14 protein-coding genes are annotated in these 12,067 nt (G+C 61.2%); 6 read left to right on the plus strand and 8 right to left on the minus strand.

The features are described 5' to 3' along the window. Window positions 1–77: 77 nt before the first annotated feature. The 6 genes from PPA02S_RS13340 (at window position 78) to PPA02S_RS13365 (ending at window position 7,139) form a co-directional block, all read left to right on the plus strand. Entirely contained in the window at window positions 78–1,064 is a 987-nt protein-coding gene (locus tag PPA02S_RS13340) for a DUF1852 domain-containing protein (RefSeq protein ID WP_028633412.1), read from the plus strand. Window positions 1,065–1,091: 27 nt separating this feature from the next. Beyond that, complete coding sequence (locus PPA02S_RS13345) at window positions 1,092–2,132, plus strand: methionine synthase (RefSeq protein ID WP_028633413.1); 1,041 nt, start codon at window positions 1,092–1,094, stop codon at window positions 2,130–2,132. Between the two features lie 8 nt (window positions 2,133–2,140). Further along, window positions 2,141–3,076, plus strand: coding sequence for a LysR family transcriptional regulator (locus tag PPA02S_RS13350; protein ID WP_028633414.1), 936 nt, complete (start codon window positions 2,141–2,143; stop codon window positions 3,074–3,076). A 58-nt stretch (window positions 3,077–3,134) separates the two neighbouring features. Further along, on the plus strand, window positions 3,135–3,638 hold the full coding sequence (locus tag PPA02S_RS13355; protein ID WP_028633415.1) for a sigma-70 family RNA polymerase sigma factor: 504 nt from the start codon (window positions 3,135–3,137) through the stop codon (window positions 3,636–3,638). A gap of 3 nt (window positions 3,639–3,641) precedes the next feature. Then, window positions 3,642–4,571 carry a FecR domain-containing protein gene (locus tag PPA02S_RS13360; protein ID WP_028633416.1) on the plus strand — a complete coding sequence of 310 codons (930 nt, stop codon included), beginning with the start codon at window positions 3,642–3,644 and terminating at the stop codon, window positions 4,569–4,571. A gap of 93 nt (window positions 4,572–4,664) precedes the next feature. Next, window positions 4,665–7,139, plus strand: a complete 2,475-nt coding sequence (locus PPA02S_RS13365; RefSeq protein WP_050577091.1) for a TonB-dependent siderophore receptor — start codon at window positions 4,665–4,667, stop codon at window positions 7,137–7,139. Window positions 7,140–7,185: 46 nt separating this feature from the next. On the opposite strand, the gene PPA02S_RS13370 is transcribed toward PPA02S_RS13365, so the two are convergent. From PPA02S_RS13370 to PPA02S_RS13405, 8 genes are all read right to left on the minus strand, one after another. Continuing rightward, window positions 7,186–7,425, minus strand: a complete 240-nt coding sequence (locus tag PPA02S_RS13370) for a PA2433 domain-containing protein (RefSeq protein ID WP_028633417.1) — start codon at window positions 7,423–7,425, stop codon at window positions 7,186–7,188. Between the two features lie 35 nt (window positions 7,426–7,460). Next, window positions 7,461–7,724: a hypothetical protein gene (locus tag PPA02S_RS13375; RefSeq protein ID WP_042141756.1), complete on the minus strand. Its 264-nt coding sequence runs from the start codon at window positions 7,722–7,724 to the stop codon at window positions 7,461–7,463. Between the two features lie 85 nt (window positions 7,725–7,809). Next, window positions 7,810–8,082, minus strand: a complete 273-nt coding sequence (locus PPA02S_RS13380) for a hypothetical protein (protein WP_028633419.1) — start codon at window positions 8,080–8,082, stop codon at window positions 7,810–7,812. Between the two features lie 118 nt (window positions 8,083–8,200). After that, window positions 8,201–8,896 (minus strand): lipopolysaccharide kinase InaA family protein, encoded by a 696-nt coding sequence (locus tag PPA02S_RS13385; RefSeq protein ID WP_080667838.1) that lies wholly within the window; start codon window positions 8,894–8,896, stop codon window positions 8,201–8,203. 379 nt (window positions 8,897–9,275) lie between these two features. Beyond that, the gene (locus PPA02S_RS23050; RefSeq protein WP_154660064.1) at window positions 9,276–9,452 is read right to left on the minus strand and encodes a hypothetical protein; all 177 of its coding nucleotides are present in this window, start codon (window positions 9,450–9,452) and stop codon (window positions 9,276–9,278) included. A 115-nt stretch (window positions 9,453–9,567) separates the two neighbouring features. Further along, window positions 9,568–10,386: a shikimate dehydrogenase gene (aroE, locus tag PPA02S_RS13395; RefSeq protein WP_028633421.1), complete on the minus strand. Its 819-nt coding sequence runs from the start codon at window positions 10,384–10,386 to the stop codon at window positions 9,568–9,570. Beyond that, entirely contained in the window at window positions 10,383–11,615 is a 1,233-nt protein-coding gene (locus tag PPA02S_RS13400) for a CaiB/BaiF CoA transferase family protein (RefSeq protein ID WP_028633422.1), read from the minus strand. The genes aroE and PPA02S_RS13400 overlap by 4 nt, the downstream gene beginning before the upstream one ends. Beyond that, window positions 11,612–12,067, minus strand: a complete 456-nt coding sequence (locus tag PPA02S_RS13405) for a MaoC family dehydratase (RefSeq protein ID WP_028633423.1) — start codon at window positions 12,065–12,067, stop codon at window positions 11,612–11,614. The genes PPA02S_RS13400 and PPA02S_RS13405 overlap by 4 nt, the downstream gene beginning before the upstream one ends.

Here is a 12,067-nt window from a genome sequence, read left to right on the forward strand (position 1 = left end):
AGTTCCGCCTGGCCAATGCGCCACTTTAAGATGCCCCTCAATTTGAAGGCCTTGGCATTTGAGTGGACCTCGTGATCATGACAACTTCCCCGTTTACATTCAGCCTTAAAAGCGTCAGTTTTGACGAACATTATCGCCCCTGCGAAAACACCCGCATCACCACCAACTTTGCCAACTTGGCGAGGGGTGAGCAGCGCCAGGAAAACTTGCGCAATACCTTGGGCATGATCAATAACCGCTTCAATGCCCTGGCCCATTGGGACAACCCAAACGCCGACCGCTACCGCGTAGAACTGGATATCGTTTCTGTCGAAATGGCGATCGGCAGCGGGCGCAGCGGCACTGCCCTGCCCCTGATCGAAATTCTTAAAACCACCGTTGTCGACCAGCAAACAGGGGCCCGCCTGCCAGGCGTCGTCGGCAATAACTTTTCGTCCTACGTGCGCGATTATGATTTCAGTGTCGTGCTGCTGGAGCACAACCGCGACCGGAAGGCATTCAGCACCCCTGCGCACTTCGGCGAGTTGCATGGCAAGCTGTTCAAACACTTCCTGCAATCGGACGCCTACCGGACGCACTTTGAAAAACAGCCGGTTATTTGCCTGAGTGTCTCCAGCAGCCGCACCTACCGTCGCACCGAGAACCAGCACCCGGTATTGGGTTACGAGTACCAGCAGGACGCGTACTCCCTGACCGATGACTATTTTGCAAAGATGGGGTTGCGCGTTCGCTACTTCATGCCGCCCAACAGTGTGGCGCCGCTGGCCTTCTATTTCGCCGGGGACCTGCTTAACGATTACACCGCCCTGGAACTGATCAGCACCGTCAGCACGATGGACACCTTCCAGAAGATCTACCGGCCTGAAATCTACAATGCCAATGCCGTGGCGGGCGCCACTTACCAGCCCAGCCTCGAGCACGGTGATTACTCGCTGACGCGTATCGTGTACGACCGCGAAGAGCGCAGCCGGCTAGCCATTGAACAAGGGCGATTTGCCGAAGCGCACTTCATCACGCCCTACCACACGATTCTCGAGCAATGGTCCGCGAACTACGCGGCCTGACCGCCCCTGCATGCAAGGCTACTGTCCATGAAAACGTTATTGCCCACGTCCACCGCCGGCAGCTTGCCGAAACCCTCCTGGCTCGCAGAGCCTGAAACCCTGTGGTCACCGTGGAAGCTGCAAGACGCAGGCCTGCGCGAAGGCAAGCAGGATGCATTGCGCCTGGCGCTGCAAGAACAACAGCACGCGGGTATCGATATTGTCAGCGACGGCGAACAGACCCGTCAGCACTTCGTCACCACGTTCATCGAACACCTCAGCGGCGTTGATTTCGAAAAGCGGGAAACCGTCCGAATCCGTGACCGCTACGATGCCAGCGTGCCCACGGTGGTCGGCGAGGTAGCCCGCCTCAAGCCGGTGTTCGTAGAGGATGCGCGGTTCTTGCGCCAGCAAACCCGGCAGCCTATCAAGTGGGCATTGCCTGGCCCGATGACCATGATCGACACGCTCTACGACAGCCACTACAAGAGCCGCGAAAAGCTGGCCTGGGAGTTCGCCAAGATTCTCAACCAGGAAGCGCGCGAGCTGGAAGCGGCCGGCGTGGATATCATCCAGTTCGACGAACCCGCGTTCAATGTGTTCTTCGACGAAGTGAACGACTGGGGTGTGGCAACGCTGGAGCGGGCAATCGAAGGCCTGAAATGCGAAACCGCCGTGCATATCTGTTACGGCTACGGCATCAAGGCCAACACCGACTGGAAAAAGACACTGGGTTCGGAGTGGCGCCAGTACGAGGAAGCGTTCCCGAAACTGCAGCAGTCCAGCATCGACATCGTTTCGTTGGAGTGCCACAACTCGCGCGTGCCCATGGACCTCATCGAATTGATCCGTGGCAAGAAGGTGATGGTAGGTGCCATCGACGTGGCAACCCACACCGTCGAAACGCCAGAGGAAGTGGCCAATACGCTGCGCAAGGCACTGGCGTTTGTCGATGCCGACAAGCTGTACCCGTGCACCAACTGCGGCATGGCACCCCTGCCCCGCCAGGTGGCCAGTGGCAAGCTGCGGGCGCTGAGTGCAGGTGCCGACATCGTGCGCCGTGAGCTCGCTGCGCAGCAACTGCCTTAGCGCTGCCCGTGATCGACCTGAGACACCTGCGCACCCTACGTGCCCTGCGCGAGGCCGATAGCCTGCCCGACGCTGCCGAACGCCTGCACCTGACCCAGTCGGCGCTGTCGCATCAGTTTCGCGAGCTGGAAAGCCGGGTGGGCATGCCGGTGTTCGTGCGCAAGTCCAAACCGGTGCGTTTCACCACTGCAGGCTTGAAGCTGTTGCAGTTGGCGGACCAGGTGCTGCCGCTTATCCGCAGCACCGAGCGTAACCTGGCCAAACTGGCAGGCGGTGCGGCGGACCGGTTGCACATCGCCATCGAGTGCCACAGTTGCTACCAGTGGCTGATGCCCTCGCTGGACGAGTTTCGCAGCGCCTGGCCAGAGGTGGAACTGGACCTCGCGTCGGGGCTGTCGTTTGCGCCGCTGCCGGCCTTGGCCCGCGGCGACCTGGACCTGGTGGTCACCTCCGACCCCATCCCTCTGCCCGGCATTACCTACGTGCCGCTGTTCGGGTACGAGGCCGTGCTGGCCATCGACAAACACCATGCGCTGCGTGCAAAAGCCTACGTGGAACCTGCCGACCTCTCCGGGCAGACCTTGATCACCTACCCCATCGAGCGCGACCGGCTGGACATCTTCACCCGCTTCCTGGACCCGGCCGACCTTGAACCTGCACAGGTACGCACGGCAGAAATGACCATCATGATGATGCAACTGGTGGCCAGCGGCCGGGGTGTCTGCTGCCTGCCGAACTGGGCGGTGCATGAATACACCACCCGTGGCTACGTGCTCGCCAGGCGCCTGGGCGCTGAAGGCGTGCAGGCAACGCTGTACGCCGGGGTACGAAGCGACATGCTGGAGATGGCTTACATGAGCGACTTTCTGCTCACCGCGAAAGATATTTCGTTTACCACACTGGAGGGCGTGAATGCGGTGGGAGGCGCGACGGGCACCCTGTAGGCAGGCAATATACTAATGAGATACATTATCAGTAAAACTGCCTACGGGTTTGCTGTTGATGTCCCACACCTCCGAACCTCAATCGTTTCACGCCCTGTATGCTGAACACAGCGAATGGCTGCGCCACTGGCTAAGACGCAAGTTGGGGTGCCGTGAACAGGCTGCCGATATCGCACAGGACACATTCGTGCGCTTGCTCGCGCAGCGCCAGCAGGTTCGCCTGAGCTTCCCTCGCGGCTACCTGAGCCGCATCGCCCGCAGCCTGATGATCGACCAGTACCGACGTCGGCTACTGGAGCAAGCCTATCTGGACAGCCTGGCAGCCGCGCCCACGCCTGTTGCGATCTGCGCCGAGCAGCGCGAGATGATCATGCAAGCCCTTGTGCAGATCGACAAACTGTTGGACGGCCTGGGTACACGCACCCGCGAGGTGTTTTTGCTGGCACAGCTCGACGGGTTGAAGCACGTGGAAATCGCACGCCAGCTGGGGTTGTCGACCAATACCGTGAGCAAACATTTCGTACGGGCCATGACCCATTGCCTGCTGCTGATGGATGACTGAGCCTTGAGCGATACGCTGGACATCAAAACGCTGGAGGCAGCTGCTACCTGGTACGTTGCCCTCAACCAGGGCGATGAACAGGCCTGCAAGGCCCACGCCGAATGGGTACGCAGCCACCCGCACCACGCTCAGGCCTGGGCGCGGGTAGAACGCTTGCAGGCCAGCTTCGGGCGCCTGGACGGGGTCACGGCACGGCCCCTGCTGCAGGCCACCGTCGTCGACAGGCGCAGTGTGTTGAAAGTCTTGGGGGTGCTCATGGCAGCCAGCGCGGCGGGCCTGGCAGCAAGCGTCACACCCTGGCAAGGCGCGCTGGCAACCTATCGTACAGCCACTGCCCAGCGTCAGCAGGTGCGGCTGCCGGATGGCACGCAGGTCACGCTCAACACCCGCACGGCCATGGGCATCGACTTCAGCGCCACCCAGCGGCTGATCACCCTGCACCATGGCGAACTGCTGGTGGGCACAGCGGCTGACCCGGGGCAGCGGCCTCTGATCGTGCAGCTTGCACAAGGCCGAATTCATACCCACGCCGCGCGGTTTCTGGTGCGCAGCGAGAACGCCTGGGCCCAGGCCAGCGTGCTTGAGCAGGCCATCGAGGTGGCTAATGCAGGCGCCACGGTACACCTTGAAGCCGGCCAGCAGCTGCGCTTCACCGCCTCGTCCCACGGCGCGGTGCTGCCGCTGCAGGCAGGCACCGGCGCATGGAGTGGCGGCCAGCTGGTGGTCAGTGGCTGGCCCCTGGGGGCGTTCATCGACGAGCTGTCACGCTACCGCCCGGGGCACCTGGCCTGTGACCCTGCGGTTGCGGGGTTGCGTGTGTCGGGGGCATTCCAGTTGGGGGACACCGATCGGGTGCTGGACAACCTCAGCGGCACACTGCCTGTGCGTATCAACCGCTTCACCCGCTATTGGGCCACGGTGGAACCTGCGTGAATTCAGCGCCCAGGGGTTGGTGTTTTTGATTCTCGTCCGACTAGGTCAGTAGAGGCGCAAAGACGCCCTTCACTGCCACCTCAAGGACCCGACATGCTACAGAGTGCCCACCCCTCGCCGCCCTTCAACAAACGCGCATGCTCAGTGGTGATCACTGCAGCCCTGCTCACCGCACCGATGGCGGCCAGCGTCTATCCATTGGCGGCCTGGGCGCAGGGCAGTGCCGCACAGTACGACTTCAATATCGCTGGCGGTAACCTGGAGAACGCCATCGCTGACTATGCCCGCGTCACCGGGGCAAACCTGTCGTTCGAACCCGCCACCACGCTGGCCAAGCGCTCGATGGGGGCAAAGGGCCACCTCACTGGCGCAGCAGCGCTGCACGCGCTGTTGCAGGGTACCGGCCTGCAGGCGTTGGAGCGCTCGGCCAACAGCTACACCCTGGTTGCCAGCGACGAGCACGCCCTGCAGCTGCAGCCAACCGACGTCAATGCGTCGGCAGGCTGGTCAGGTACGGTCAGCGAAGGCACTGGTTCCTACACCACGGGGCAGGTCACCCTCGGCAAGACGCCCCAGTCGATCAAGGACACGCCGCAAACTGTCAGCGTGATGACCCGGCAAAGGATCGAAGACCAGAGCCTCAACTCCATCAACGACGTGATGCTGCAAACCACCGGCATCACGCCCTATCAGGGCAGCCTCACCAACTCCCGTTACCTGTCACGGGGGTTTGAAATTACCAGTTACCGGGTGGATGGCGGCGCACCTATCGACAACGCCACCTACTCGCCCAAAGACCACGACATGGCCATCTATGACCGGGTGGAAGTACTGCGCGGCTCCGACGGCCTGTTCTCCGGCGCCGGCGAGCCAGGTGGCACCATCAACCTGGTCAGGAAGAAGCCCACCTTCGAAAACCAGTATGGCCTGGAAACATCCGTGGGCAGCTGGCACAACTACCGCACACAGCTGGACGTGAGCGGACCGCTGGCTCTGGACGGCAAGGTCCGCGGGCGGACGGTGGTGGTCTACAACAACCGCGACATGTTCTACGGCACCGCCAATGCCGAGCGCAGCCTGTTCTATGGCGTGATCGAAGCTGACATCACCGACACCACCACCGTGCTGGCAGGCCTGACCAACGACGACGCCAAGTCCGCAGACCAGGCGTACGGCTGGCCACGAGCATTGGACGGTGCAGACTTGAAGTTGCCACGCAGCACCTTCTTGGGCGGGGCTCATGACTACAAGAACAGCAAGACCCAATCCTACTTCGCCACCCTGAACCAACAGCTGGGCGAGCGCTGGGCTGCCACCCTGGACACCACGGTGGCGGTGATGGACCAGGACCGCAGTTACTACAACTTTTATGGTGCCATCGACCCGGCAACCGGTGCCGGGTCTGCCGCCAATTGGCAGGGTCAACAGCAGGGTTACTATTCCAGGGCCTATGACCTGAACGTGAAGGGCTCGGAAACCCTCGGCGGTTTCGAGAACGACTTCCTGCTTGGGGCCAGCTGGACAAACAACTACTTTGGGTCCGATCACCGCCAGGGGGCGTACCGGGAAATCGATAATATCTATGTGTTCGACCCCCACGACTACCCCTCCTCAGCGAGCGACTCGGCGTTCAGTTATCGGGATGTCCAGCGCATCGAACAAAAAGGCCTGTACGGCAGCTGGCGGATACACATCGCCGAGCCTCTGCACCTCATTGTCGGCACCCGCTACAGCAACTATGAACAACGCTACACGCGCCGCAATGCCAACGGCTCTTCATCGGGTACGTTCTTCCGCGACCGGGACGTGTTAACGCCCTTCTACGGGGCCACCTACGCGCTTTCGCCGGCCTGGAGCCTGTACTTCAGCCGCGCCGATATCTACAAGTCCCAGGCCTCATTGCGTGACCGTTCAGGCGCACCGCTGCAACCCATCACCGGTGTGAGCAACGAGTTTGGTATCAAGGGCGAGCTGTTCGACGGCCGCGTGAATACCTACGCGGCCATCTATTACGTGAACCGCGACGGCGAAGGCATTTACGACCGCCCAGGCGACGCATCCGACTGCTGCTACCGTGACGGCGGCAAAAATGTGAGCAAGGGCGTAGACCTGGAAGTCAGCGGCCAGTTGGCGGAGGGCCTCCAGGCGACCTTGGGGTATACGTTCAACACCACCCGCAACAACATTGCCGGCAATGCCTACAACACGGTAACGCCCAAGCACCTGTTCAAATTGTTTGCCACGTACCAACTCCCGGGCGCCTTGAACAAGTTCAAGGTAGGCGGCGGCGTTGTCGCGCAGACCCCCGCCTACGTCAGCGGTACGGTATACGCCAGGGGCGCAGACGGGGAACTGGAAGAAACGTCCAACACCTACGCCTTTTCGCAGGCGGGCTATGCCTTATGGAATGCGCACGCCGAATACGCGCTGGACACACACTGGACGGTGTCACTCAACGCCAACAACCTGACGGACAAGAAATACTACTCGACGGTGGGTATGGCGGAATATGGCAACTTCTACGGGGAGCCCCGCAACTATCTGCTGACAATCCGGGCGAAATACTGAGAGTAAGTGAGCCCAGCGCATCCTGGGCTCGTTCTGAACGACTTGATCAGCCGCTCTTCTGATGCGACAGCGCCTTGTTGGCCTGATCAGCGCACTTCTTGTAGTCCCCGGATGCATGCGCTTCCTTGGCCTGCTGATGCTCATGATGACCGTTTTGCGTGAAGTCTGTTTCTGTCGCCGCCTTCAGTTTATCCAAGGCCGCCTCGCATTCATGCTGGTGGTCCTTGGCCAGTGCAAAACCTGGGGCCAGCAGAATGCCGAACGCAACTGCGATGATAGTTTTCATTCAACGCACCTCAACGTTTAGGTTGTCCAGAACGGCTACAGGTCCTTCTTGACCTCTTTATCAACGTGCTTGTCTGCCTTGTGGCGTTCCTTGTCCAGGTGCTCGGCGCCTTTCTCCATCTCCTCGCCATCGTGGTGGAGACCTTTATCGACTTCATCGGCGCTGTGGTCCACACCTTTGTCGACTTCCCGTACATCGTGCCGCACGCCCTTGCCGAGTTCGCCTTCAGCCTGGGCGGCCGACATCCCCAACATGGCCGCAAGCGCCAAGCTTGCAGCCGCAAGTGTCCTTATCTTCATGGGTAACTCTCCGTGGTTTGGACATCAGTGTTTCGACTGAAAACTCTAGACAGAGAACCCCGCACGCGCACACCTGCATTTGTCATTAACACCGTCGCCGCGTGGGCAGGCAACCGCCCGCCGATTGTGGCAGTGCGCTGCGCGTATCGGAATTGGGGCTCGAAAGAAGCTGGCCTTGAGCCTGGGCATAGATGATCCACCGCTCGAATACCTCCCGGTGGAGCCGGCAGGTTTCCTGCCAGTCGATGTGATCAAACTGGTCGTAGGCAATCTGTTTCATGGTTTCGCCGGCAGCATCACTGAGCTGCTTCAGCGCTTGGTACGCCTGATACTGACGTTCCCGTTTGATGGCACTCATGAGGTCTCCTGCACAAAAGCGGTGGTCCAGTCGTTATTGCTACCGACTGGACCCGCAGGAGAAATATCCTCAGACAAATCTGAAAGTGGGCGACCGCCCACCACGTTGATCCGAGTGGTTAGAGAAAACGCTCCACGTCAGCGCCGTAACCATAGCGGTAGCCTCTGCAGAAGGCCTCCCATTCCGCAGCCTCCCAGCCAGACCTGCGTTTGACCTGCCGCAGGTCATGGCGGCTGGCTTTGGTCGCTGTCATGCGTTGGCGGGCTTTTTCGAAATCGAGCAAGGCAACCTTGATGCTCGACTCGCTGAAATCGACGAACACATGTTTCAGGTACAGGCAACCATGCTGCCAACGCCCAAGGTTCAACCTGGCCAGCGCACGCCCGTATGCCTCAAGGATCTCGTGGTGGCGCCGAGGCCCGACGGTTTTATCCACGCCTTGCAGGTAGAAGTCCTCCAGCGACAAGTACCCGTCCAGCGCGGCGGTAACCATCACGGCCTGCCATTCGCCCGCTTGTTTGTGCACATGGCTATGCAGCAGCGCAGGCGTAGCCACCCCAAGCGAAGCGGCAGCGCGCAAGGCCTTGGCTTCGCGGGCAACCGTTGGGTAGCCGAACGGGTGCAACAGGCTGCGGTAGATATGCCCGACCTGCTGCTTTTTGTAGAAGGTGAAACCTTCCACCTCAACCTTTAGCACCCCGCTTTCGCCGCCTCTGCGGATATTGGGTTCTTCCACCCAGACACCGGGGGCATTGAGGATATCCTTCACCGGCGGGTGGTTTGGCCCCAGATCAGAGGAGAGTTGGTAAGTCATGAGGAGCCTACTACTTGTTATGAGCCACGACGTGGCGAGGGAGAAAATATATCAGCCAATTCGTACGAATGGCGAAGATATTGCCCACACCTGCTTTGAAATTCGGACAAGCGTGACTCATGGCTCACACCTCAACCCCGACGCTTTCCAAAGCGTGAGCGGAGCGATCTCCTGGTAAACCACGTTGCGGGGCATGCCGCAAGCAGCCAGATAACCCCTGTTGCCAGCACCCACGGCCACCTGCTGCCGGGGTTCAGGGACCACCCCACAAAGCCGAGGATAATCAGCAAGACGCCCGCCCAGCGCTGGCGGGCCGGGGTCATCCAGCGTCGCGACAACCAGTGCCTGGCGCGCCGCAGCACGCTTCCTGGGCGGTCCATCAGGCTGACGCGTGTTTCTCTGTCAGTTCGACGACCAGCTTGGCTGCGTCTGCGTCACTTTTCAGGTAGTGAACCTCACCCTCCCCGTCGTCGACCTCGTACAGCTCGGCGAGGTCAGGTTCGCGGTAAGCCTGCGGTATTTCGTCATCGGTCAGTGTTCTGAGTGTGACTGGCATTGCGGATCCTCCCTCTTTAACTCACCGACCCGAACTCACTAGGCGCAGTTCAATGAAACACCTCGCCACGGCGCGAGCGGGCTTCAAGCCAAGCCCGCAAGTGGCGACCCATGGCTCACTCCAGCGGGATGGTCAGTTGGTCGATCACTGCCCGGGTATCCGGGCGCACGCCCCGCCACCAGGCAAACGCTTCGGCCGCTTGCTCCACCAGCATGCCTACACCGTCGGCCAGGCGTCCGACGCCCTGCTCCCCTGCCAGCCGTAAAAACGGCGTGAGGCCTTTGCCGTAGGCCAGTTCATAGGCCAACTGTGCAGTGCCCAATACTAGACCCGGCAACGGCGGCCGTTCACCCACCAGGCTCGCCGAGGTAGCGTTGATCACGATATCGAAGGCCTGACCCTCCAGTGCCTCGTAGCGGCTGATGCGCAGCCGTGGATGGTCCAGCTCGTTGCGCAATGCCATGGCTTTTGCCATGTCGCGGTTGGCAACCACCAGTTCGGCAGGTTCAGCATCCAGGAATGGCAGCAAAGCCCCCCGCACCGCACCACCAGCACCCAGCATCAGCACCCGACGGTTGCGCAGTGGCTCACCCACGTTGACTTCAATATCGCGCAACAGGCCTATGCCATCGAAGTTCTCAGCCGTGATGCAGCCATCCTCGAACTTCAGCGCATTGGCCGCACGGGCCAGGCGGGCACGCTCACTGCGCTGGTCGGCCAGCTCGAAGGCGCGCAGTTTGAAGGGTGCGGTGATATTCATGCCAAGGCCGCCACCGTCGCGAAACTGGTGCACCTGGGCCTCGAACGCCTCCAGCGAACCTTCGATGGCGCCGTATTCCAGGTGCTGGCCAGTGGCATTGGCAAACAGGCCATGAATCAACGGGGATTTGGTGTGGTTGATCGGCCGGCCGATCACTGCATAGCGGTCGCTCATCGTGCATCTCCGTGTCTGAATAACACACCGTCCGCCTGCATTGCCGTGATTTCCTCGGGGCTGAAGCCAAGCCCAGCCGCGACTTGCGCGTTGTGCTCGCCCAGGTCCGGGGCAACCTGATGCACCGTGGTATCGCAACCCGAGAAGCGGAATGGCAGGTTGGGCAGGCGCAAGGTGCCGTAGCGCGGGTGCTCTTGCTCAAGCACCATGTTGCGCGCCTGGATTTGCGGGTCGGCCAATACCTCATCAATGCGCTGTACCTTGGCACTGGGGATGTCGACTGCATCGAGCAAGGCGAGTACATCGGCCACCGAGCGGGCGCCTACCCAGCTGCGGACCACGGCCAGAATGGTTTCGCGGTGGGTGTTGCGGCCGTTGAGGTTGTGATAGCGGGCGTCACTGCCAAAGCCTGCCGGCCCGCCGTTGGCTTCGAGCATGGCGGCAAAGCGCTGCCAGGCATCGTCGACCTGGGCTGCGATCACCAGGTCGCCATCGGCCGCGCGGAACACTCCGTACAAGGTCGAGGTGGGCATGTCGTGGCCGGTTTGCTCCGGCAACACCGTACCGTCAGACAGCGTGTAACACTGCACGGCATACTCGTGCATCGACACCAGCGTGTCGTACAGGGCCATGTCGATGTGTTGGCCAACGCCGCTGTTCACCCGCCCCAGCAGCGCGGCATTGATCGCCGCCACCGCATGAATGCCGGTGTACATGTCACCCAGCGAGATACGCAGCAACGGTGGCGCCTCCCCTGGCACACCGACCATCTGCATGATGCCGCTCTTGGCCTCGGCGATCAGCCCGAAACCGGCACGGTGTGCATCCGGGCCGGTATGGCCGTAAGCAGATATGGAGCAGTACACCAGGCGTGGGTTGCGCGCCGACAGTTCGGCGTAACCCAGGCCCAGCTTGTCCAGGGCGCCTGGGCGATAGTTTTCGATGAATACGTCCGCTGAGTCGGTCAGCCTTTGCATGAAGGCTTTGCCGCGCGGGTCCTTCATGTTCACGCTGACGCCCTGCTTGCCCATGTTCAGTTGCAGAAAATAGCCGCTCTGCTGGTCATCCAGTGCATATGCATGCTGGCGCCCGGCATCGCCGCTGCCTGGCCGCTCGACCTTGATCACTTCAGCGCCCAGGGCGGCCAGGCAACGGCCTACGTATGGCCCGGCCAGGAAGTGGCTGTAGTCGATCACACGGATACCTGCCAATGGTAGGGCCTGGCTCATGCTGCGGCCCTCCTGGGCACCATCAAGCGGTGCTCGCCGCGCTGCACCACCTGGCCGTGCTGGTTGATCAACTCGGAGGGCAGCACCACAATGCCCCAGCCTGGCCTGCTGTTGCTCGGGCGCATCGAGCCGACGCGCATGCGCACCTGCAGCACATCGTTGACCTTGATCGGCAGCACGAAGTCCCAGGTCCAGCCCAACGACATGCCCGGTACAAAGCGGTACTCGCACTGGGTTTTCAAGCCGTCGGCAATCGACAACCCAAACAGCCCATGGGCCACCAGGCAACCGAAGTGGCTCGCGTTGGCATAGGCCTCATCCACATGCACCGGGGTGTGGTCACCGGTGAGGTCGGCGTAGGCCAGGATCCGTTCACGGGTGACCGTGTAGGTGGGGCTCAGGCATTCGTCACCTTCACGGGCATCGTCCCAGTATTTTTCCACCACACTCAT

This window comes from Pseudomonas parafulva NBRC 16636 = DSM 17004, assembly GCF_000730645.1.
In the GTDB taxonomy this organism is placed as follows: Bacteria; Pseudomonadota; Gammaproteobacteria; order Pseudomonadales; family Pseudomonadaceae; genus Aquipseudomonas; species Aquipseudomonas parafulva.